This window comes from Chryseobacterium sp. SG20098 (assembly GCF_031844745.1).
Classification (GTDB): Bacteria; Bacteroidota; Bacteroidia; order Flavobacteriales; family Weeksellaceae; genus Chryseobacterium; species Chryseobacterium cucumeris.
Genome location: NZ_CP134622.1, coordinates 4,135,301 through 4,158,862 on the forward strand (window position 1 = coordinate 4,135,301; position 23,562 = coordinate 4,158,862).

Below are 23,562 nucleotides of genomic sequence, written 5' to 3' on the forward strand. Positions count from 1 at the left end.
CCTTTAATTAAAGGCCATATTTATTTTATCAGTAAAAAATGTGAGTTGAAAATTTGAATTATTAAATTTTATTAAAATTGAAATTTTTTCAAATTTTTTATTTTAAATAGTTTAATATGTTGTTAAACAGTGTTTTATGTTGAGTGTTGGATTGCACTACCTGTTCGAAAATGAGAATTGTTTTTTTTTAATTTATCAGATTAAAATTTCATTCCCACTCCGGCAGAAATTCTTCCACCATCTGAGCCATAGAAATAATTCAACCTTGCAGACATCATTTCCACAATACTCAGCCATACTCCGGCACCGGCAGACTGATGCCATTTTCTAGAGTTTTCATTGTCATTCCATACACGGCCGATATCATATCCGATAAGAATTCCCATGTTTGCAGGAACAATATTATTTCTTACCCGTCCAAAATCCCATCGGATTTCTGAGTTATTGGTAAAATAGGATCTTCCTGAGAATCTTTCATTTCTGAAGGCTCTCATTCCATTATTACCTCCGATAGCTGCAGCCTGATAAAATTCAAAATTATTATTATTAATCCACATCACATTGCTGGAATTAGCGAACACAAATGTTCCCTTTTTATCAATCCTGTGGTCAATGGCAAGCTTTCCTTTTACGGTTACGAAATTCTTATTAAAATCAGAAAGTGTTGCTTTCCAGTCTGCATTCAGCATAAATTCCAGTCCAAGAGTAGGGAAGGCTGCATTATCTGCATTTTTATAGCCAAAGGTATAATTGGCTCCCACAAACTGCTGGCTGTTAAATACACCAGGTCTGACATCCGGTGACTGATTGATGAAACGGTCAGCTTTTCTCTGTACTTTATTATCTTCAAAAGTCAGTTGAAACTGATGGCTGAGGTTCATCCAGCTCTTTTGAGAAATAGAGGGAGCGAAGTTAAACTTAGATATTCTGGCTCTGTTGTATTCTCGTTCTGTATCCTCCTTATCATACTCGCTTTCATTGGAAAGTCCAAAGAAGTTTTGAGAGAACCTCGGAGTTGTATAAAATGCATCAAGATTGATATCCCAACCTGAGATTGCCTTTTTAAATACCCCTTTGTAAGTCAGGCTAAATCCTGCAGTTGCTGTATAAAAATTAGCTTTTAAACTGTGTCTTTGAGTAAATGGATCACGGATAAAATTATTCACCGTATAATTAGCTAAAACTCCTACAATGACACCATCATCCGGGTTGTAATCCAGGTTTGGATATCCTGCAACGGAATTATATTTGGGGTGCTTATAATTATAGCTGTTGATGTCATAATCATCCGTAATGTTTTTGGTTGCATTTCCGGAATTGTAAGTGTTTTTCTGAGATTTGAAATCATAGATTTTCACTTTTCTTCCATCCGCAACGTTATAGGTATCATGGTTATATCCGCCAATCAGTCTGATATTCATTTTAGGACTTCCGCTTCCTGTTACTACATAAGTATCATCATCTTCAAGTCCGTAGATCCATAATTCTTTTGTTTTCGAATCATGATACGTCTTTTCAAAAACAAGTTCATTCTGGTCTTTATTTTTACCAAGCTTGTATTGCTGTACCATCACAGAATGTCCGTTTTTGGTGATGACAAACTTATCAGGGTTTACCGTTCCTGCCAAAGGAACTTTTTTCAGCAATACATCATAGTATTGAGCTGCATAGCTTTGTAGCTTTGTTTTTCTTATTTTCAGTTTTCTCTGGATTTCAGCAATGGTGTCATCCTGCACTTCTTTCGGGAGGTTATGGAAAGCATCATCGATATCCGCATCCGTAAGATGTTCCTGAATATATTTTGCCTGGGTTTCCCACTCATTCTGATCTGAACCTTTTAAGAATACAAGATCCATCGGATAAGGTTCCATAGCAAGCCACTTTACACTGCTGATGTCTTCTGTAAAGGTTTTCATATGACGGATAGCAGGAACATTCATAATGATTTTAAAGGCTGCTCCATCATATTTACTGAATGCCTGATCTCTGTCTTTTGGAATGGGTTTATAAATCACTTTATCACCCTCTTCATATTGCGCCCATTTCCATTGGTCTGAATGTCTGTCCCAGTCTCCGATAAGCATATCAAATAACCTTGCTCTGATATAAGATTCTCTGTCAACAGAATATTTATTACTCTTGCTGAGGTTTTTTAATACATCATCGGTAGAAACAATATCTTTTGCATTATCAAGATAAGCCAATGTTTTAGGATCTGAAGAAAAACGTTCTTCAATCATATACATTTCATCCCCGTAATTTTCGTTATATCTATCCAAAGCGCGTTGTTTAGGAATGTAGTACAGTTTTGGATTACTGTGGAAAATGCCCAGTTTTTCAGACATATTCCCAATGGTAAACGGTGTAAATGGATGATTGGTGGTATAAAAGTCAAGTAAGAATTTTTCAGGATACGTATCTGCAAGTTCTTCTCCCAGTGTACTTTTCTGGAAAGCCATATTATTTAAGAAACGGATCGCACTTTTTTTCACGCCGCGCATCACGAATTCCTGTCCGTCTGCAGACTTCAATCGCAAACTGTTGGACTGGTTTCCTCCACCTTCTCTAAAAGGAATGTATCCTCCGTTCAATTCTGAAAGATTAGCCGTCGGAGCTTCAATGGGAATTCCGTAATATCTTCTGTAATGATCCCCCCAAAGCCAACGGTAAAACTTTCTTTTTTCGGTAAGCGGTACCGGGTAAATAGTTGAAGAGAATGTTGCAGGAAAAGAATTTGGGAAATTATTGACAAACACATCCGGTTTGGAAATCACGGAAATATGAGTCAATTTTTGAAGCTGAGCATCTTTAGTAGAAAAATACTCCACATCTGTGCTTTCATCTTTTCTGAAATTTAAAACCGCAAAGCCACTGCCCCCGTAGGAAAAGTCTGTTTTTTCTACAATGGTAGAAGGATCTGTTTTAGAACCTGCTCCACTAATGATCTGTCTTAAATTTCCATCTTCGTGATATTGCAGATTATGGTCATGACCGGATACGAAAATAATGTTTTCCTTATCCTGAACAATACTTTTCAATCGGTTGGCCAGATCTGCATAATGTTGATTATTAATGTCTTCAGGACTTGCGCCTGAGGAACTCCTTAATATATTGATGACACTTGCCACTACAGGAACAGGAACTTTACTCTTTAAAGGAAAGAGATGAGATTTTGCAGAGTTAAATCCTGCATGTGTTCCGCTGCTGATAATGGGATGGTGTAGGGCAACAATGATTTTTTTCCCCTGATTTTTAATGATCAGATCTTTAAACTCTGTGAAAAAATCTTCACGGGTTTTGATATTACAGTTTTTGTTGATTCCAGGATAATTGTCCCAGTTGGCGATCACCCATTCCGAATCAATAGCAATAAGTTTGATATCTTTAGAAATGTTGATGTCATCAATAGGACAGCCATTTTTAGGAAGGAATGCTTTTTTATCATCAAGATATTTTTTAACCAGCCCTTCCTGGGTATTCAATCCTTCCAATCCACTGTACCAGTCATGATTTCCCGGAATCACAAGGGTTTTCCCTTTAAAATCTTTGGTAATGGAGAGTTGGTTTTCCAGTTTTTGTTTCGCTGTGGCGTAATCTTTATCTGTTTCTTTAGGCATCCCATTGGGGTAGATATTATCGCCCAGAAAGATCAGCATAGAGTTACTGTTGGCAGAATCCAGCTTACTTTTCAGTAAATTAAGTGTTTTTTGTGCCTGAGGTTCATCTGAGTTTCCTGCATCTCCAATCAGAAAGAGTTTAAAATCATTTTCAGATTTTATTTCGGAATCTTTTACTTCAAATAAGTTTTTGCCCTTTTGCACGTTATAGGTAGCACAGGAATAAAGGGCTCCTGCGGACATTACCGTTCGAAGAACAATAGAAGTATTTTTTAGATGAGTTTTAAAGGATAAATTCATAAATTTACATTAACAAAATTTCAGGGATGAGCATTTTACAAAAAGCTAAAAATTATGTTGAAATCTTATTCAAAGATAAGTTATCTTCAGTATATTTTTATCATAATTTTATCCATACTGCCTATACAGTTAATAAGGCTGAGGAAATCATGAAAAACACTCCTGTTTCTGAAGAGGATCAGGAGAAGGTACTCGTTGCATTATGGTTTCATGATACAGGGTATATAGAATGTGCGCTGAACCACGAGGAAAGAAGTGTAGAGGTCATGAAAGCCTTTTTACACGAGCAAAACTATCCTGAAAACTATATTACAGATGTTGAAAAACTGATTCTAGCTACCAAAATTCATTATGAACCTCAGAACTTACTGGAAAAAATCGTAAAGGATGCCGATTTCAGTCATTTTGCAGGCCATGATTACAGTGATATTTCTGATGCTTTGAGAAAAGAATGGGAACTTACCAATGTAAGATGTTTTTCCAATGAAGAATGGAATGCCGGAAATCTGGACATGCTGAAAAATAAGCATACTTTTTATACGGATTATGCTAAAGAAAACTGGGAACCGCTGAAAAAGAAAAATATTAAAAAAATCGAGAAGAAGCTGGAAAAAGAAGAGGAGAAAAAAGAAAATAAAAAGGAGGTTTCGGAAGGTAAAAAAGAAAAGGAAAAATCAGACAGAAGTGTAGATACCCTATTCAGAGTTACACTGAACAATCATACAAGATTAAGTGATATTGCAGACAGTAAAGCCAATATTCTTTTATCGGTAAATGCCATTATTATTTCAGTTTGTCTTTCTGTATTAGTACCGAAGCTGGATGCTCCTAAAAATTCACATCTGATTCTTCCAAGTTTCATATTATTGTTATCAAGCGTATTGACGATCATATTTGCGATTCTGTCCACAAAACCGAATGTCACAAAATCAACTTTTACGTCTGAGGATATCGCCAACAGAAAAGTAAACCTGCTGTTCTTTGGGAACTTTCAGCAGATGTTGTTTGACGATTATAACAATGCCATGAAAGACCTCATTAAGGATAGGGATTATATCTATGATTCTATGGTGAAAGATCTGTATTACCTGGGGAAAGTTCTTAACAGGAAATACAAGCTTTTATCCATTACCTATAAGATCTTTATGGCAGGAATTATTATTTCCGTTTTATCTTTCGGGGCGGCTTTTCTTAGTCTTTAATTAATAAACATATACAAATGATAGTCCGACAGCGTACGAACTGGCTGAAAATGTTATTTATATGGAGAGGCTCCGTATTGAAGAAAATTGTTATTCAGCTTACCATTATCACGCTGTTTTCATTGGCTATCTATTTTTTCAAAGGAAAAATTTTTGATTATAAAGTACATCTCAATCCTACTATTTTTACATTAATAGGACTTGCTCTTGCCATTTTTATGGGATTCTGTAATTCTGCAAGCTATGACCGTTTCTGGGAAGTCCGGAAACTCTGGGGATTACTGGTCATTGAAACCAGATCCCTTACAAGACAGATCCTATCGCTGGTAAACGATTCTTCGCCTGAAGCTAAAGAGGAAAAAGAGAAAATCATCAAGCTGATCTCTGCATTTGCATGGTCACTGAACTTTCAGCTGAGAGATAAATCTGGTACAGAACATCTTGAGAGACTGCTTTCGCCCGAACAACTGGAACTGGTGAAGAATAAAAAATTCATTCCCAATATTATTTTAGGCTTTATTGCAGATTGGCTTAGCGAACAGAATAAAAAAGGAAATATTGATACCATTGTCATGACTTCCATGGATCATCAGCTGAACCAGTTTTCTAATATTTCCGGCGGATGTGAGAGGATTTACAATACACCATTACCTTTTGCTTACAGTGTTTTGCTGCATCGTACCGTTTATCTATATTGTTTCTGGCTTCCTTTTGGGCTGGTAGATACTTTGGGATGGATGATGCCTTTAATCGTTTTATTGATCAGCTACACCTTTATTGCTCTTGATGCTATTATTCAGGAGATTGGAGAACCTTTTGGTGAAGAGGAAAATGATCTTGCTTTAAACAGCATCTGCCGTACGATTGAGTTTTCTATTTTTGAGCAGGCAGGAATTCCTCAAGGGGAATTGAAGAAGCCGGATACTTATTTTGTGGATTAAATAAGCATTATTTTTATTCCTGCGGAAGTGTAAATGATACTCTCAATGCCAGCAATCCTGTAATTCCCTGAAGGTCTTCTACTCTTAAAAATTCTATATCATTTTGTAAAACTCCTTTTTTCTGCAGTTTGGAAATGTAGTCAAGGTATTCTTTCTGGTTTTCCATGCCGAAATAAACGATGGTGATCTTTCCGGGAGCAGTGATGCGTTCTGAAGAATCTTTCACATGGGCTTTGTCCAGACGTTTTTTGATAATCTCATAATAGGAGTTGTAAGCTCCATCTACATCAAAGCGTTTTTCATCCATTCTGAAACGGATGTCTATTTTTTCATTATAGACGAAAATCAGTGAAGCAATATCAAGTGGTACCGGAAGATACTTTTTGAACGACTGAAATTCAAGCTCCATTTTACAGATGGTTTTCAGCTGCCAGTATCTCAGTTTGTGAACTACTTTCGAAGTATAGTGCAGCTCAGGAGCGATGGTAGAACCAATATATAGATTATGCTCTACGCCATCAGACTTAAATCTTTCATAATAATGCGGGAAAATTTCCTGTGCTTTTACCTGGCTTTCGTCCAGCATATCTGCCAGTTTTCGGTTGACCAGCGTGATAGAGTCATCAAGGTTTTTCCTGTGGTGATAAAACAGATCCGTAGAAGTAAAGATGTGTGAAAAATAGTCTTTGATTTTTGTTTTTATTTCTCTGGAGGTTCTTACTTCCAGTTTTCCCTGTAAAAAAGGATGAATTTCTTCCCTTAATAATCTCTGAAAACGTTGTTCCGTATCAGCTTTGATCTCATTGTTGATCTCATTCTCAAAAACATCCAGTGCCAGTACAAATTTTTCCGAATCGGAATTGGTGAGTGTCAAAACTTCATTCAGCCATTCAATTTGTTGATTAAGATCCTGCAGCATCAGATTAAAACGTTTTTCAGAAGAAGAACGGATATCTGAAACCCCAAACAAAGGTGTCAGATTTTTGAATGCAATCTGTTTTAAAGTATAAATTTTCTTTCCAAGCGATGCTGTAAAATATTTCTCAGCTTCATTTCTGAACTTCCATACCACACTGTCATGGATGGTTGTATATTCACGCTGGATAATGGCTTCAATCTGGTAATTTTTCTCAAAATAAAATCTGTTCAGAGAGAAGAGAACCATATCAGTGAAAAACTCCAGTTTTTTAAGCTTTAAGCCATTGAAACTTCCGGCAATAGGAGAGGTGAATTCCATGATTGCAAGAAGCTCACCATCTTTCATGATAGGAATTACCATGAAGCTGTTCACATTATTATCCTTTAAAATACTGAAGGAAGGAAGCAGCTTGACATTTTCGTCCAGGTTGTTTACATTGGAGACAACTACAGGTTTTGAATTATGATTTAAATTATTGAAGGTACTCTTACGGGTTTCTTCATCAAATGCATTGATCCAGAAATCCAGGATATGATTCGTAAGAAGACTCTCATAAATCGGGAGTTTATCCAGCTTCTGTTCCTTTTTATTGAAAGTCATCAGTCCGAAGCTCAATTCCGGAACATCAAAGTAAGATTTGAAAATTTCCGTAAGATTTTCGTTGGGATTCATATTTTCCGGATCAATTTCAATCATGCTTGATTTCAGATCGGAAAGGGCGACTTCAGAGGTACAGTCTACCAGTGAAATAATCGTAAATCCTTTTAATATCCACGATTGAGAAGGGAAATACTTTTTCCAGAGTTTAAAATCATCCAGATTTTCCAAAAGCATATCCAGAATATCATCAGATGGAATTTTGGCATCTTCTGTAGGAGTAATTTCCGTAAAGTCAGAATTGACCGTAATTTTATAATGTTTCATGATTCCCTGCTTATTGGGAATATCATAATAAAACGGAAGCGTACTTTTAATATCTTTTTTAAAGTAGCTTTGAAGAATCAGACAACAGCAGAACACATAAAATTCATTATCTGAAATATTTCTGAGTTCTATTTCAAAGTCTTTTCCGGCATCTTTCAGAATATCCTTAAACCTTTCGGTATAGTTGAAGGTGATATTGGAAAGCGGAATGCTTGCCGCCTTTATTTCGTTCTTGGTAAGGCCTGTTGGGAAAAGATCCGCAAGAAGCAGTCTGATCAGGTCTTCGTATTTTTCAAGAAGGGCAGTATCCTGGAAGCCTTCTCTGAGCTCTTTAAAGTTTCTTGTGCTTTCAATCAAAGACTCTGCGTAGTTCACTCTGTATTCCAGTCTGTCATTATAGCGGATATGTTCCAGAACATCCAAATATTTTTTGAATGATATATAAACCTGAAAGGGAGAGTCTTTTTTATAGAGATTAGCCAAGAGCTGAAAAATTTAGAGTAAAGTTATGAAAAAATCACTATTTATAAATTTGTTATTAATTGTTGAAAATAGCCTTTTCTATCACTTTATTTTTGTTTTATAGTGAAATTATTAACAAGAATATTAAATTTAGTGAATCTCTGTTTCTTTTTATAAAAATATCTGAGCTTTTTTATATGGTAATACATTTTTAATAAAATAAAAGCTTCCATTGACTATAGAAAAGCTTTATAGTTAAAATGTTGACAATGGCGAAAAAGAAGGGAAAATCGTCTAAATGTTACTAACCGAAATATATTTTATTACGTATTACTCATTCTTTATTCTACTTTTATGAATATAACCTTTTTTGCCATCTTTTGTTTCCACAAGCCACCAATCTCCACTGTCATCTAAAACTTTTACCTGTTCACCAGATTTTATTTTTTGTAAAACTTCTGAAGTGGTATTTTTATCTTTTCTTAAATTGGTATACCCGTCAGGGTCATTAATTATTTTATTGTCGTCCGGACCATTGAATATTTCTAAGTTTTCACAAAAGACTTTTAATCTTTCATTACCATAATAACTGTTGTGTTCTAACTTTTTAATAAAGCCTTTGTTTTTATTGATAAAACTCTGAACATCTCCAATATCACCTACATTTAATGACTTTTCACATAAAAAAGCAATACTTTTATCACATTCTGCATAGTCGAGTTGATTTTTATACATCATATTGAGAATTTCTCCCAATGAATCATATCCGTTTCCTTCCTTTGCTTCAGAAAGTATCTCTTTTGTTTTGCCTTTATAAACAATCTGTTCAATGTCATTCACTATACCGCTTCTAAGCACAAATTGTTGATTTTTATTTTTTCTTCCGAAGATTAATTCATGAAAAGATGTTGTGTTTGAAAAATCGAAATCTTTGAAAGCAAAACTTACAAGATCTTTATCTTCATTATATCCATAATATAAAACCAGATCTTTTGTAAGATAAGGATCTCTCATTTTCAGGATTTTTAACGCCGTTTTATCTTTATAAATAATAAATTTATTATACTGATATAAAATATCTGGCGTGATAGAATATTTAGCATCAGAATCGCTATCCTGTACTAATATATATGCTTTACTTTTTATAGCAACTTCCGGAAAATCTGATATTCTCAGGGAGACAATCCTATTGGTATATTCATCAATATTTACCCCGTAAACTTCTGATATTCTTTTGGAAAACAATTCAGAATCAGGAAATTTATAATTGAAGTTTTCTAAAGATTTAGCTCCGTAATTGATAATATCTGGTGAAAGATTATCATAATTGAACTTAGTGTTATCACCTTCTTCAATCAGGTTATAGGGAGCTTTATTTTGTGAATTCATTTGTTTGTTCGTTTTATTTTGTCCACATGATAATGTGAATATTAATAATACTATTTGTGGCAGATTCTTATTCATTACTAATTTATTTTAAATTCCTGTCCATTTTGTAGTTCCATATGCTGGGTTATCCCATTGTGATTCTTTTACTTGACGCGGCTCAACAATAAAATGTACAGGTCTATTATCTCCTAAACTTAAATCAGGTATTTCTTTAACAAAGTTTTTAACAGGTGTTGTGTCTTTTCCAGAATTGAATGTGAAACAACCTACTGAAAAGCGTGGGCAATAATGATGCAGTGCAACCCCTCCTCTTGCCCCATCAGGTCCATTTATTCCATTTTCATCACCTGCAGATTTTGATTCAGAATCAATTACATAAACTAAATATTTTTGACTATCTAAACCTGGGACTAGGAAGTATTCACCAGGGGGAATTTCATTATATTTTCCAAATCTTTTATCAGAATGTTTAAAGGTTTCATTAGAAGATTTGGAATAAGTTTGATGTGTATCTCTACTTAAGTATGTTGTATAGTCAGGGTTAGGTAGTTTATTTTCTCCTTTAAGTTTTTTGAATGTTGCCAACGTAATATCTTTGTAGACTGTTGTCTGGTACATGATCCAATATATATTTTGCGCTGGATCTTTTTCACTTCTCTTATCGGTTCCAGACACTAAAATTACTGTCCCTTTTTCAGTGGAAGTTGATTTGTTCTTTCCTAATGTACATTCATTTACTTTTAAATGAGACACACTTTTTTTAAAGAAATCAGTTGCTACATCCAGATTTTTTAAGCCTACATTTATTTTTTTTCTAACAGGTCTTACATTTTTTACATCATTAACCATTAATGTAGAATTACTCAGCCCTTTACCTTTCCAGTCTGCCAATGCACTGAGAACAGCATATTTTGGCTCTGTGGGCATGTCATAGTAAGTAATAAAATCAAATAGATCTACATCTTTTATAGTTTTTTGTTTTCTGTTTTCTTCAAATTCAAATTTATCAAAATGCTTTATCCTTTTTTCCGAAGATATTAATTCGCTGTAGATTTTTGCGGGAACATATTCTTTAATCAAACCCATTGCAGATTTGTAATTACCTTTGCCCGTTAATTGAATCAAGCCTTTTCCCCGGAAGTTAAAGCCATCTCCGCTGGCTTCATTTCCATTGCCGTTACCAAACCCGTTTTCAGCCGCATATAAAAAACTGAATAACTTTTTTTGATCGGGTCTTTCATTACAGAATTCTTCAATCTGTCCTCTTTTATCCAATAGTTTACCGCGATCCCCAAAAGTACCACTGCGAATATTTCTTGGAATATATTTTACATTTCCTTCTGCCATTTCTTTTTCTCTAAAATGGGTTTCTGCTGCAATTTGAGCTAGAAAATGAGCTTTTTTTGCACATGTATTTATTCCAAAATCTAATTTATATTTATTAATCCAATTGACACAATCCATTCTGAAAGTTTTGTCACTTTCCCCAAATATTTCTTTTATCTCATCCCAAGTGAAATCTTTTTCACACCTCGGGCATTTCCCTTCAGAACCTTGCTGATTAGGATCCTGTCCCACATTGCTGGCGGTCTCGGGGTTTTCCGGTGGAGGATTGATGCCATTTCCTTTTACCGCAATGATCTGATTCAGAACCTGAACTGTTTGTGGGCTGAAGGTGGAAATATTATTATGTTTAACTACCAAATAGTATTCATGTTCTCCTCCATCTATCATAAAAGATATTCCACTTCCCTGAGCTTTTTTCATCATCAATTCAGTAAGGACTATATTTTCATCATTTACTCCATTAGCATTAACTGCAATTTCTTTTTCATAAAGTAGTGTATTTTCGTCTTTGTTGTGTCCGGTGTCTGCTGTTGTGTCTCGTTCCCAAACCTGTAAAATCAGCTTTTCTTTAAACATATTCTGCGTTTTTATTTCCGCAACTATGGTCTGACCATATTTAGGTTTTATTGTAATCTTTTTTTTATTGCTGTCAAGGAGCGTTAATGATATAATTTTAGGTGCTCCTTTCGTGGGTCTTATGTAAATAATGGTATTGCCTTTTTTTTCAGGAGAATTCAGATACCCCTCTACAAAGAATTCCTGTCCAAGAGCTTTTTCTTCAAAAGTAAATGTCCCCGTTGCCCCTTTCTTTTTAATATTGGTAGAAGTATAACTTCCATTATTTCTTTTTCTGAAGAGTTCCCAAGTGACATTATTCCCATTTCTTTGGCTGGCAGGAGTTTCCTTATACCATTCTGTAACTGAATAGGATGCCGAAGCACCAATTTGTGGATTTGTGGGACCTGTTATTTTTGCTACACCTTTTTTTGACATTGCCTTATAATTTTAATGTGCATAACTATTTTCATTATCAATCTCTTCTTTCAGCTCATCAATGTTCACTATGGGATTATAAATATTCTGTTCCTGAGAATCAGCATTGGCAATCTGTGTTTTGCTGATTCCGTTTTGTTGCCCATGCTTCAGGACCGTAATTTTTCCGCCGGTAGTGCACATCAATTCAGAAATTTCTGTTAGACAACTTTTCCCCATTACCTTCACTTTTTCATAGGTTTTCTGCCATTTTCCTGCGGGAGCATAGGTACAAGGTAGATATCCTCCAGAACTCGGCTTTAGTTTACATTGACCGAAAGGTTGCACAGATGGATCAAATTGTAAATCATCTTCTGTTACAGCCAAATAATCATCTTGACCTTCTGCATTATTCCAGTAATGTTTTTGATGACTTGTCACTTTAAATCTTGGAAATTTGAACCCCTGATTACATTGGCATATACCTTTTTGAATAACGAAATATTTTCCATCATGTTCGTTGGAGTCCTTATTTTCCTCTTCAGTCTTCTTAGTCTCTTTTTGATTTTTTGAAGAAGTATTGCCTAACTCTCCCGCAGATGAATCTTCGTTTGAACTTTCATTATTATCAGGATGAGTTTTAGTATTGCTTTTCTGCATATCAGAATTTTTATCTTCGTTCGGTCTGATGCTTTTATCATTAGCTAAAAACTCTTGGTCTTCAGGAATACAAATTTGTTTCCCTGCCTTTAACTCTCCATGTATAATATCATTTTGGGGGCATGAAAGATTATGAAAAGTTTTTAAGTAGTTCTCATCTTTTATATTGAACTTTTGGACAATATCGGCAAAAGTATCATTGTTCTTTGTGATATAAATTTTCATTTTTGTGTTTTTAGATTTAAGTGGTGTTTATAAAATAGTTCATTCCTATGACAAATACATATTGTGGCACTTGCTTCCGCTAATTGTTTAGTAAATTTATTTGTGAAATAATGTATTTCTATGCTGGCGTTTATACTATCTTCCTGTTTTTCGTTTTCAAAACGAGATCCTTTTATTAATTCCTGAAGACTGCAATTCTCTGCAATTATTCCTTTAATAACTGTTTCAACATATTCTATATTTTCATGGAAATATTCGGCATTAAAATCAAATTTCAAGGGAAAAGAATTGGGGTATATTTTGAAACGTTCTACCCAGCTTGATTTTCTGCTAAACCAATTTATATCAGGAAATAATACTTTATTTAATAAGGTAGAGCTTATCTTTTTTAGAAAATATTTTTCATTTGAGATATTTTCATAGAATAAATCAATATAGGCTTTTGAAGGCGCACCTGTAAAAAAATCTCTGATAGCTGTTTGATTATCTTTAAATTTTTGTACTAAAGTTTTATGATTGGCAAATGAAGAAATTTTTCCATCAGGTGATATAATAAATGGAATGGGAGAGACTGTTTCCATACAAGCTAGCGCAAGGGAACTTACTTTGTCATCTGGTGTGCAGTTGTTTTTTTTGAAATTTTTTTGTCTCTTTTTTGCAATAATCTGGGTTGCCTTCTGATCTATTTCAATATTAACTTTATAATTAAATGTTAATTCATTTTTATTGAATTGCTGTATATTTTCTGTGATATTATATTCATCAGCGTGAAGCGAAGCTAAATCCTGGGCTGAAGGAAGTCTTTTTTGTAATAGGTCTTCATATTCTTCTTTAGAAACATAGGCTATAGGTATCAAAATAAAATCGACTCCCCTCAGGCTTTCAAACCACAACTTATCCATCTTCCCGCAGTTTTGATTATGAAACTCTTTTAGGTCGTGTTTGTTCATATTCATACGAAATGCAATAGAGTTGAGGCTATCATCTGGCTTCACTTTATATTTGATAAAATCTTTTTTCATCATCAATTTTTTTCAAATAATGTAAATCTATAAAATTTCAAAAAGATAAACTGTAGTAATTCTACGATAAGTGATAAATAAATTTTAAAGTAATTATATCAACAAAAAAACCTCCCATTAAATGGAAGGTTTTAATATCATTTATAATAAGGTCGTTTTACAACCCGAAAATTCTTGCAAACATATCCGGGAAAACTCCTAGGATGATAATCAGGGCAATAACCACTACTGCAATAATGTTGTAAGTAAGGGTTACTTTTTCTGATGATTTGAATGTTGATTCTTTAAAGAAGAACATCGCAATGATCAGTCTTAGATAGTAGGCAATGGATAGGGCAGAACCTAACACAGCTACCAGTACTAAGAATGCAGCACCGTTCATCGCCTGGGAGAATAAAGCAAATTTCCCCATGAAACCAGCTGTTAACGGAACTCCTGCCATTGAAAGCATTGAGATCGTTGCTGCTGTTGCTAATAAAGGTTCTGTTTTTGCCAATCCTTTGAAAGCTCCGAAAGACGTTTCTCTCTTTAATTTCTCTACCCAGATCAGACACATGAAAACTCCTACTGTAGATAAAGAGTAAGCAAACAGATAGAAGGCAAGGTTATAAGTAGAAAGACTTGTCATTCCGAAGAATACCAATCCGATATATCCTGCGTGAGATACTGAAGAGTATGCCAGCATTCTTTTTGCATTCGTCTGAGCAAGACCCATAACGTTTGCCAAAAGTAATGTAATGATTAAGAATACCCCTAAAACATTAATCCATTCGTGAGTAACCCCAGCGAAACCAAGCGTCATCAATCTGAACAGGGCAAAGAATCCTGAGATTTTTACCACACTCGCCATGAAAGCTGTGATTAATGAAGGAGAACCTGCATATACATCAGGGCTCCACATATGGAAAGGTGCTAAAGCTACCTTGAATGCCAATGCGCAAAGAATTAGTAATACTCCTAAGATGAACATTACATTTCCAGCATTTGCTACTCCAAAGTCGTGGATTTTGTACAGATCAAAACTTCCTGCACTTCCATAGATAAACGCAATCCCGAACAGTAAGAAACCTGTTGCGAATGCACCCATAAGGAAATATTTAATAGAAGCTTCGTTGGATCTTAAATCCGTTTTGTTAGCTCCAGCCATTACATATAATGGAATAGAAAGGATCTCAACTCCTAAGAACATCGTCACCAGGTTCTGGTATCCGAAAAGGATGATCCCTCCACATAATGCGAATAGCATCAATGCATATAATTCTGACTGGTGGCTTCTGTGGTTGCTGAAAGCAAAACCGCCCAGGAAGAATAACAATAATGTTGTTACGATTGATATTTTAGTGAATAATGCGGTATTGTCACTGTACTCATACATATGCTTGTAATGGTCGAAAAACGAACATTCCGGCATAAAACTTACGTACAATGCGATGATTAATCCCAAAATCCCAATGTATCTTGCGAATTTTCCTTGTTCAAAAACTCCTGAAAATAACGCAATAACTGCCGTTAGGAAAACAATAATTAAAACACTCATTTCTTAAAATATCAAATTAACTTACCATTGATTGGTAGATAAACTTCACCGAACTACTCACCATGTCGATTACCGGTTGTGGGAAAATACCTAGTAAAATCACAAAAACCGCTAAACTTGCCAATACAGAAAATTCTACGCCTGATAAATCTTTTGCTGTACTTAAAACGGCTTCATCGCCTTCTCCAAACATTGCTTTTCCGTAGAATCTTAATAAATACACCGCACAAAGAATTACCGTAAGACCAGCAATTACTGCTGCTGTTCCGTTAAAATCATAAACCGATTTCAACAAAATAAATTCCCCGATGAATCCATTGGTTAATGGAACTCCCATTGAACCTAATATAATGATCAGGAACAATACAGCAAACTTAGGTGCTACTTTAGCTAAACCTCCCATTTGTCTGATGTCTCTTGATTTAAATCTCTTGTATAAAATATCACAACAGTAGAATAAACCTACTACGTTGATACCGTGAGCAAATGTCTGTACCAAAGCTCCTTCAGCTCCTTCTACATTGAAAGTTCCTCTTAAAGTAACTACTGCTGAAGCGAAGATCCCTGCTACCATTAATCCTACGTGAGAGAAAGATGAATACGCAATGATTCTCTTCATATCCGTTTGGATGATCGCAATCAATGCACCATGAACAATTCCCACAATAGCAAGAATAATTACGATCTGTCCGGAAATTCCGGCAATCGGAAGCGGAGTGATTGGAAGTAAGTATCGCATTACACCATATACTGCCATCTTCAGCATGATCCCTGATAATAACATAGATCCCTGAGTAGGAGAGTAGGTATACGTGTCAGGCTGCCATGTATGGAAAGGGAATACCGGTAATTTCACTGCAAAAGCAAAGAAAATAAACCAGAATACCACAGTCTGCTGTACTTCATTCAGCTGAGCATTATATAAATCTGTTAAAGCGAATGATGCAGAGTGGTTGTACACATAGATCAATCCGGCTAACATAAATAATGATCCCACGAAAGTATATACGAAGAATTTCGTAGTGAATTCAAACCTTTTATTCTCTTGTCCCCAAAGTCCGGCAATGAACCAAATTGGAATCAAAGTTACTTCCCAGAAAATGTAGAATAACAATCCGTCTAAAGAAGTGAATACCCCTACTAGACCAAACTGCATCAATAGAATCAGTCCGTAGAATGTATTTCTATAGTTTACATTTTCGTTGAAAGATGATAAAATAATGATTGGAGCCAGAATATTGGTCAGTAATAAAAGAAGCATGCTCATTCCATCGATACCGAAGTGAAGAGAGCTCTTCATAAATTGTGACCATGGATAATTGATCTCATGCTGCAATACGCTGTCTACTGTCGGAGTAAAATCAAAATCCGAAAGTACGTAGAACGTAAGGAGCATTTGTACCAATGCAATTCCAAGCGCCAAATATTTGCTGGAATTATTCTTCCAGGCAAAAACTAATCCCGAACCTACTAGAGGTAATAGTAATAATGTTAATAACAAACAAGACATTATTATTGTAATAAAAAGTTAACAATTAATATAATTCCCACCGCTAAAGACATGATAAGGATATATGTCTCTACATTTCCGTTCTGTACACGCTTCATAGCTTTTCCGCTGTCTTCAGCACCATCACCTACAAAGTTTACAAAACGGTCTAAGATACCCTTATCAAACATTTTTCCTCCGCGTCCTAATCCTTCAACAGTTTTTACAATCAATGCGTTGTAAAGTTCGTCAACGTATAATTTCTTAGCAGAAAGCTTTTCCCATCCAGTATAGTTTTCCTCTGCAACAGCCATCTTTTTCTTACTTACATAAGTATTTCTAACGATGAACCATACAGTGAAAAACATCAAGACTGTAGCTGCTAATAAGATCATTTCAGTATTGAAAGGTACTCCTGAAAGAGTAGCTTCCATCTGGCTGTAGCTTTGTTCCGTAAGAACCGGCTTTAACCATTCCATCAGTTTGGCATAATGCCCATGACCGATAAAGTGTGGCAGGTTGATAAAACCTCCGATTACAGAAAGAATAGCCAATACGATCAATGGTAATGTCATATTTGACGGGCTTTCATGTAAGTGGTGTTTCTGTTCTTCAGTACCTCTGAATTCTCCGTGGAATGTCAGGTAGTATAGTCTGAACATATACGTTGCAGTCATTGCCGCTAAAACAAATAAGATTACCCAGTAAACAGGGTTTTTAGCGAAAGCTGCTACTAAAATTTCGTCTTTGGAGATCATCCCTGATAATAAAGGGAAACCTGAGATGGCTAATGTTCCGATAAGGAATGTAGCGTGCGTAAGAGGAATATATTTTTTAAGACCTCCCATGAAACGCATATCCTGTTCGTTGCTCATTGCGTGGATTACAGAACCAGCACCTAAGAATAATAATGCTTTAAAGAATGCATGCGTCATTACGTGGAACATTGCTGTTGTATAGGCTCCAAGACCTAAAGCGATGAACATAAATCCAAGCTGTGAAACTGTAGAATAAGCCAACACTTTTTTGATATCGTTTTGACGTAGTGCATAGAACCCTGCCAAAGCAGCAGTTAAGAACCCGATGAATAAAATTCCTCCCTGTACAGTTGGTGCTAAAGTAAATAAGAAATTGGATCTTACTACCAAATAGATACCTGCTGTTACCATCGTTGCCGCGTGGATCAACGCTGATACAGGAGTTGGTCCCGCCATCGCATCCGGTAACCATGTATATAATGGAACCTGAGCAGATTTACCGGTAGCACCGATGAATAAACTCGCTGTGATAAAGATAATCACTGTTCCGTCTAATTCAAATTTTGAAGCGTTTTCTGCTACAGAAAGATAATCTACAGCATTGGTTTGAGAAGCGATCATGAAGATACCGATCAATAACGCAAGGTCACCAATTCTGTTCATGATGAAAGCTTTTCTTGCTGCTTTACCATATTCTTCGTTGGTATACCAGAATCCGATCAACAGGTAAGAACAAAGACCTACACCTTCCCATCCGATGAATAAGATAAGGTAGTTGCTTCCCATTACTAAAAGTAACATCGAGAAGATGAAAAGATTCAGGTAAGTAAAAAACTTGTAGAATCCTTTATCATGACTCATATATCCGATAGAGTATAAGTGGATCAGTGAACCGATACCCGTAATGATCATAACCATCATTAAAGAAAGCTGATCAATCTGGAATCCAAAATTAATCTGAACTCCATTGACTCTAAACCATTCAAAAGCTTTTACAATAACAGGCTGGCTTTCAGAATTGAAATTCATGAAAAGGCTTACTGCAATACAGAAAGATCCAAAAACTACAGCAGTAGCCAGAGATCCTACCAATATTTTTGGAAGATTTTTCCCGAACAGCCCGTTAATAAGAAACCCTAAAAGTGGTAAAAGTACTATTGCATATACTAGATTCTCCATTCTTATCCTCTTAATTTATTAAATATACTCACATCTACAGAACGGGTGTTTCTATATAGCATCGCAATAATTGCCAGACCTACTGCTACTTCAGCCGCTGCTACCACCATAATGAAGAAAACTAAAAGTTGTCCGTCGCCGTTGCCTTTATACGCTGAAAAAGCTGCCAATAAAAGGTTTACAGAATTCAGCATAAGCTCTACACAGCCCAGAATCACAATAGCATTTTTTCTAAGCAATACTCCCATTACTCCCAGACAGAACAATACTGATGAAAGAATGATGAAGTAGTCCAAAGGGATGCTTTGTATAAATGTATTTACTTCTCCCATAATTTTATAAATCTTTTTTACCGATTAATACCGCGCCTACAATACCTGCCAGAATTAGGATGGAAGCAAGCTCAAACGGTAAAACATATTCATTAAACAAAAGTCTACCCAGATTTTTCGTAAGACCTACCCCTCTGTCTACATTTTCAACAACAATGTGATTGTCTTTTACTCCTCTGAAAACTCCTAATACACCTACCAAAAGAAGACCTGCCGTAAAAACTCCAACAAATTTTAAAGTATTGTTCTTCTTACTTTCGTCTTGTTTATTAAGGTTAAGCATCATTAAGATGTAAAGGAAAAGTACCATGATGGCACCTGCGTAAACAATAATCTGGACGATTGCCAGGAACTGTGCATTGAGAAGAATGTACATTCCGGCAATTGAAAACATCGTAACAATTAATGACAAAATAGCATAAAGAGGATTTCTTGCAAATACAAAGTAAACAGCACTTGCCACTGCTAAAAACGCCACCAAGAAAAATAAAAACTGATCCATTATTTTACCGCATTTTTTTGTTTCTCGGATTGTCTTGTCGTGATATCAATCCTTTCATTTATTTTTTCAACTAATTTATCTTTTCCGTAAATGAAAGAACCTCTGTTTGTTTCCACGTCTACCAATCTGTCAGTAAGATAGATGGCAGATTTAGGACAAGCTTCTTCACACATACCGCAGAAAATACATCTTAGCATATTGATTTCATATACTGAAGCGTATTTCTCTTCTCTGTAAAGACCTTTTTCCTCTTTAGTTCTTTCAGCAGCAGTCATCGTAATGGCTTCTGCAGGACAAGCTACCGCACAAAGTCCGCAAGCTGTACATCTTTCTCTGCCTTCTTCGTCTCTTTTCAAAACGTGCTGACCTCTCCAGATAGTCGTTCTTGGTTTCTGTACTTCCGGATATGAATATACTGCGGGAGCACCCTTTATCACGGTTCTTACAGCATGCTTAAATGTAATCCCCATCCCTGTAAAGATCGCAGGAAGGTAGATTTTTTCAGCAAGGGTCATTTCTTTATTGGAAACAACTTTTGATCTGTTTGTAAGTTTCATTTAATTATAGATATTAGATGTTAGACACCAGATTTTAGACTAATCTTGTCTGTTATCTTAATTTTTAATATTCAATATTCACACACTTAACAAGTTTCAAAAACCTGTTAGGTTTAGATAATTTAATTTCCAAACGCTAAAATTACAGCTCCTGTAATTAATAGGTTTACCAATGCCATAGGGATTAGTGTTTTCCATCCTAAGTGCATTAGCTGGTCATGTCTGAATCTTGGAAGTGTCCATCTGATCCACATGAAGATCAGAATTCCAATTACTGTTTTCGTAAGGAATGCTACGATACTTAAAATCCCTGCAGTGTTTTCACCCCAGTTCTGAGTTACCCATTCAATACCAGGATAGTTATAACCTCCGAAGAAAAGGACAACCATAAAAGCATTAGAGATAAACATGTTCACATATTCTCCGAACATATATAAACCTAACTTCATGGAAGAGTACTCTGTAGAGTATCCTGTTACCAATTCAGATTCACACTCAGGTAAATCGAACGGGTGTCTGTTGGTTTCTGCCAGAGCAGCTACAAAGAAAACAAGGAATGCAATCGGCTGGTAGAAAATGTTCCAGTTCAATCCAGAAACCCAAGGAATAACGCCCCATAATTTTCCGGTTGTCTGACTTTCAGTGATTTCTTTTAAATCCAAACTTCCAGACATCATAATGATAGAAAGAAGTGCTAATCCCATCGCCAATTCATAAGAAATCATCTGAGAAGAAGCACGGATAGCACCTAGTAATGAATATTTGTTGTTCGAAGCCCAACCTCCGATCATAATTCCGTAAACCCCGATGGAAGCCATACCGATGATGAAAAGTACACCAACATCGATGTTTGCTACCTGAAGATCAAAAGAAGTACCTGCAATATTTAAACTTTTACCCCAAGGAATCACAGCTCCTGTAATCAATGAAATAAACATTACCAGCGCTGGTCCTAATACGAAAAGGAATTTTTCTGCATTGGCAGGCGTAAAGTCTTCTTTGAAGAAAAACTTTCCACCGTCAGCAAGAGGCTGCAGCAATCCAAATGGTCCGGCTCTGTTAGGACCAATTCTATCCTGCATGATAGAGGCTACTTTTCTTTCTGCCCAGGTAGAGTAGGCTGCAATCGTCAGCGATAGCAGGAAAAGTGCTAGTACAAGTATAAGTTTAAATGTAAGTAAATCCATTTTTATTTAGATATTAAGATGTCAGATGCTAGATGTCAGATTTAATTTGCTGTCTGAAGTCTGGTATCTGAAATCTGATGTCTTATTAATTATTTTTCGTCTTTTTCACTGATTTCTTTAGCCATCGGATTGTCTAAAACTCTTAGTTCGTCTTTTGGCTTTTCGTAGTGGTTCAATGAAATTACAGAATGTCTGTCGATGTGTCTAGGACCTTCGATATTCCAGTCTGATAAAGATTTTCTTTCGAAACGGCATGTATCGCAGATGAATTCTTCCACTTCTCCCCACTGGTCTTTTCTGGCAGTAACTCTTACAATTTCGTCACCTTTCATCCATACTACAGCTTTTCCTGAACACTTATCACATTTGCAGGAAGCGTTCATTGGTTTTGTAAACCAAACTCTGCTGGCAAAACGGGCTGTTCTGTCTGTTAATGCCCCTACAGGACAAACATCGATAACGTTTCCGATGAAGTCATTGTCTAAAGCTTTATTTAAATACGTTGAAATCTCAGCGTGATCTCCTCTGAAAAGGATACCGTGTTCTCTTGTTTCTGTAAGCTGGTTAGCAGTCAGTACACATCTTGCGCAAAGAATACAACGGTTCATATTTAGTTTGATGTTTGGTCCAAGATCATCAGCTTCGTAAGTATTTCTTTCGAATTCTGTTCTTGTGTTTTCCACACCATGCTCATATCCTAAGTCCTGAAGATGACATTCTCCTGCCTGATCGCAGATAGGGCAGTCCAGCGGGTGGTTTACCAATAGGAATTCGGTAACCGCTTTTCTTCCTTCCTGAGCTTTCTCAGAAGTAAGATTTTTTACTTCCATACCGTCCATTACATTAGTTCTGCAGCTTGCTACTAATTTTGGCATAGGACGTGGGTCTGCTTCAGATCCTTTAGAAACTTCTACGAGACAAGTTCTACATCTCCCTCCACTGGTTTCCAACTTGCTGTAGTAGCACATTGCAGGAGGTACAGATTTACCACCAATTTGTCTTGCAGCTTCCAGAATAGAAGTACCAGGCAAAACTTCGGTAGTCTGTCCGTCTATAGTTATTTTGAATTTTTTAACTTCTTCGCTCATATGATATGCTTTAAGCTTTATGCGTTAAGCAATAGGCTTTGTTATTTATATTTCTTTGTATTAAATGTATATCCAATTCCTCCAAGGACCTGTCCGAAAACAAAATCCTGGCGTGCTTTGTCCGGTTTGTTATTTAATGTAGTTTTAATATCCCACATGTTGATATAACCGGCTTTTCCTTCTAATCTCAGCATCCAGTTTTTCCAGAATACAAGGTTAAGACTGGATCTGATATCGGTTCCCATCCCTGCAACGTGGAAACGGTCACTTCTTTCGTTACCAAAAAGTTTTACATTACTTTTCGGAAACATAAATCCGATTCCGGCTCCATAAGACCATACTAAATCTATATTTTTCTTATGAACAAGATTTTTGTATTTCTCTAGACCTAAGTTTTCATAGTTAAGCCCGTCTGTATGTTCGAAAGTAAGGAACTTCTCATCTGCAAGATTAACCTGCCCGTTCTGAACCATTGCTGCATATTCAGGATCTGAAATATGACCTTTGAAACCTACAGTCTGGTTCTGATCCATTACATATTTCATATGGTCTATCCCTAATACCAATGCTAAATTATCTTTAATAAAGTATCCTATTCTGAAATTATACTGTGTTACAGTAAACCAGCTCGGATCAAAATAGACAATTCCAAATTTTGTAGGTCTGTCCTGTGCTTTTACATTATTCAGTTGAAAATCGTATCCGTTTCCGGTAAAGTGGATGTCAGAATTGCTGTAAGCTGCTCTGTTCCAACCATAAAATACGAAAACCTGACCTTTTTTGCTCAATGGTAAAGGTTTTTCCTTTCTCTCAGCTTTAATCTGCTCTTTCTCACTCACTAAATATGACAAATCCTCTTCAACAGATCTGTTATAATTTGCAGTATCAGTTTTCTTATTTTGTGCAAATACAAAATTCGACATCATTAAGCCGACCACCAATAATTTTTTCAT

17 protein-coding genes are annotated in these 23,562 nt (G+C 35.8%); 2 read left to right on the forward strand and 15 right to left on the reverse strand.

The window, feature by feature from the left end; all coding sequences use genetic code 11:
* Positions 1-200: 200 nt before the first annotated feature.
* Positions 201-3,917, reverse strand: coding sequence for a metallophosphoesterase (locus RHP76_RS18955; protein WP_311228800.1), 3,717 nt, complete (start codon positions 3,915-3,917; stop codon positions 201-203).
* Between the two features lie 26 nt (positions 3,918-3,943).
* Here RHP76_RS18955 and RHP76_RS18960 point away from each other — a divergent pair, with 26 nt between their 5' ends.
* Both RHP76_RS18960 and RHP76_RS18965 read left to right on the forward strand, forming a co-directional pair.
* Positions 3,944-5,119: a Pycsar system effector family protein gene (locus tag RHP76_RS18960; RefSeq protein WP_288443675.1), complete on the forward strand. Its 1,176-nt coding sequence runs from the start codon at positions 3,944-3,946 to the stop codon at positions 5,117-5,119.
* Between the two features lie 17 nt (positions 5,120-5,136).
* Positions 5,137-6,060 carry a bestrophin family protein gene (locus RHP76_RS18965; protein ID WP_311228801.1) on the forward strand — a complete coding sequence of 308 codons (924 nt, stop codon included), beginning with the start codon at positions 5,137-5,139 and terminating at the stop codon, positions 6,058-6,060.
* A gap of 13 nt (positions 6,061-6,073) precedes the next feature.
* On the opposite strand, the gene RHP76_RS18970 is transcribed toward RHP76_RS18965, so the two are convergent.
* The 14 genes from RHP76_RS18970 to RHP76_RS19035 form a co-directional block, all read right to left on the reverse strand.
* Positions 6,074-8,386 (reverse strand): GAF domain-containing protein, encoded by a 2,313-nt coding sequence (locus tag RHP76_RS18970; protein ID WP_062675592.1) that lies wholly within the window; start codon positions 8,384-8,386, stop codon positions 6,074-6,076.
* Positions 8,387-8,695: 309 nt separating this feature from the next.
* Positions 8,696-9,754: an SH3 domain-containing protein gene (locus RHP76_RS18975; RefSeq protein WP_183037459.1), complete on the reverse strand. Its 1,059-nt coding sequence runs from the start codon at positions 9,752-9,754 to the stop codon at positions 8,696-8,698.
* Positions 9,755-9,841: 87 nt separating this feature from the next.
* Positions 9,842-11,677: a hypothetical protein gene (locus RHP76_RS18980; protein WP_183037460.1), complete on the reverse strand. Its 1,836-nt coding sequence runs from the start codon at positions 11,675-11,677 to the stop codon at positions 9,842-9,844.
* 429 nt (positions 11,678-12,106) lie between these two features.
* Complete coding sequence (locus RHP76_RS18985) at positions 12,107-12,958, reverse strand: DUF4280 domain-containing protein (RefSeq protein ID WP_311228802.1); 852 nt, start codon at positions 12,956-12,958, stop codon at positions 12,107-12,109.
* On the reverse strand, positions 12,955-13,983 hold the full coding sequence (locus RHP76_RS18990; RefSeq protein ID WP_288443681.1) for a LysM peptidoglycan-binding domain-containing protein: 1,029 nt from the start codon (positions 13,981-13,983) through the stop codon (positions 12,955-12,957). Before RHP76_RS18990 ends, RHP76_RS18985 begins: the two co-directional genes overlap by 4 nt.
* Positions 13,984-14,137: 154 nt before the next feature.
* Positions 14,138-15,517 carry an NADH-quinone oxidoreductase subunit N gene (locus tag RHP76_RS18995; protein WP_120233371.1) on the reverse strand — a complete coding sequence of 460 codons (1,380 nt, stop codon included), beginning with the start codon at positions 15,515-15,517 and terminating at the stop codon, positions 14,138-14,140.
* A gap of 16 nt (positions 15,518-15,533) precedes the next feature.
* Positions 15,534-17,027, reverse strand: coding sequence for a complex I subunit 4 family protein (locus RHP76_RS19000; RefSeq protein WP_062675590.1), 1,494 nt, complete (start codon positions 17,025-17,027; stop codon positions 15,534-15,536).
* 2 nt (positions 17,028-17,029) lie between these two features.
* Positions 17,030-18,943, reverse strand: a complete 1,914-nt coding sequence (gene nuoL / locus RHP76_RS19005) for an NADH-quinone oxidoreductase subunit L (RefSeq protein ID WP_120233372.1) — start codon at positions 18,941-18,943, stop codon at positions 17,030-17,032.
* A 2-nt stretch (positions 18,944-18,945) separates the two neighbouring features.
* Complete coding sequence (gene nuoK / locus RHP76_RS19010) at positions 18,946-19,275, reverse strand: NADH-quinone oxidoreductase subunit NuoK (protein WP_002983557.1); 330 nt, start codon at positions 19,273-19,275, stop codon at positions 18,946-18,948.
* Between the two features lie 4 nt (positions 19,276-19,279).
* Positions 19,280-19,777 (reverse strand): NADH-quinone oxidoreductase subunit J family protein, encoded by a 498-nt coding sequence (locus tag RHP76_RS19015; RefSeq protein ID WP_311228803.1) that lies wholly within the window; start codon positions 19,775-19,777, stop codon positions 19,280-19,282.
* Positions 19,777-20,334, reverse strand: coding sequence for a NuoI/complex I 23 kDa subunit family protein (locus RHP76_RS19020; RefSeq protein WP_040996950.1), 558 nt, complete (start codon positions 20,332-20,334; stop codon positions 19,777-19,779). Before RHP76_RS19020 ends, RHP76_RS19015 begins: the two co-directional genes overlap by 1 nt.
* Before the next feature lie 122 nt (positions 20,335-20,456).
* Positions 20,457-21,521: an NADH-quinone oxidoreductase subunit NuoH gene (gene nuoH, locus RHP76_RS19025; RefSeq protein ID WP_311228804.1), complete on the reverse strand. Its 1,065-nt coding sequence runs from the start codon at positions 21,519-21,521 to the stop codon at positions 20,457-20,459.
* Between the two features lie 89 nt (positions 21,522-21,610).
* Positions 21,611-22,609 (reverse strand): NADH-quinone oxidoreductase subunit G, encoded by a 999-nt coding sequence (locus RHP76_RS19030; protein WP_062675587.1) that lies wholly within the window; start codon positions 22,607-22,609, stop codon positions 21,611-21,613.
* A 41-nt stretch (positions 22,610-22,650) separates the two neighbouring features.
* Positions 22,651-23,562, reverse strand: coding sequence for a hypothetical protein (locus tag RHP76_RS19035; RefSeq protein WP_117753116.1), 912 nt, complete (start codon positions 23,560-23,562; stop codon positions 22,651-22,653).

Coding starts and splice junctions, on each gene's coding strand:
- RHP76_RS18955 (WP_311228800.1), bottom strand. CDS start 3,917: ATGAATTTATCCTTTAAAACTCATCTAAAAAATACTTCTATTGTTCTT.
- RHP76_RS18960 (WP_288443675.1), top strand. CDS start 3,944: ATGAGCATTTTACAAAAAGCTAAAAATTATGTTGAAATCTTATTCAAA.
- RHP76_RS18965 (WP_311228801.1), top strand. CDS start 5,137: ATGATAGTCCGACAGCGTACGAACTGGCTGAAAATGTTATTTATATGG.
- RHP76_RS18975 (WP_183037459.1), bottom strand. CDS start 9,754: ATGAATTCACAAAATAAAGCTCCCTATAACCTGATTGAAGAAGGTGAT.
- RHP76_RS18980 (WP_183037460.1), bottom strand. CDS start 11,677: ATGTTTAAAGAAAAGCTGATTTTACAGGTTTGGGAACGAGACACAACA.
- RHP76_RS18985 (WP_311228802.1), bottom strand. CDS start 12,958: ATGAAAATTTATATCACAAAGAACAATGATACTTTTGCCGATATTGTC.
- RHP76_RS18990 (WP_288443681.1), bottom strand. CDS start 13,983: ATGATGAAAAAAGATTTTATCAAATATAAAGTGAAGCCAGATGATAGC.
- RHP76_RS18995 (WP_120233371.1), bottom strand. CDS start 15,517: ATGAGTGTTTTAATTATTGTTTTCCTAACGGCAGTTATTGCGTTATTT.
- RHP76_RS19000 (WP_062675590.1), bottom strand. CDS start 17,027: ATGTCTTGTTTGTTATTAACATTATTACTATTACCTCTAGTAGGTTCG.
- nuoL (WP_120233372.1), bottom strand. CDS start 18,943: ATGGAGAATCTAGTATATGCAATAGTACTTTTACCACTTTTAGGGTTT.
- nuoK (WP_002983557.1), bottom strand. CDS start 19,275: ATGGGAGAAGTAAATACATTTATACAAAGCATCCCTTTGGACTACTTC.
- RHP76_RS19015 (WP_311228803.1), bottom strand. CDS start 19,777: ATGGATCAGTTTTTATTTTTCTTGGTGGCGTTTTTAGCAGTGGCAAGT.
- RHP76_RS19020 (WP_040996950.1), bottom strand. CDS start 20,334: ATGAAACTTACAAACAGATCAAAAGTTGTTTCCAATAAAGAAATGACC.
- nuoH (WP_311228804.1), bottom strand. CDS start 21,521: ATGGATTTACTTACATTTAAACTTATACTTGTACTAGCACTTTTCCTG.
- RHP76_RS19030 (WP_062675587.1), bottom strand. CDS start 22,609: ATGAGCGAAGAAGTTAAAAAATTCAAAATAACTATAGACGGACAGACT.
- RHP76_RS19035 (WP_117753116.1), bottom strand. CDS start 23,562: ATGAAAAAATTATTGGTGGTCGGCTTAATGATGTCGAATTTTGTATTT.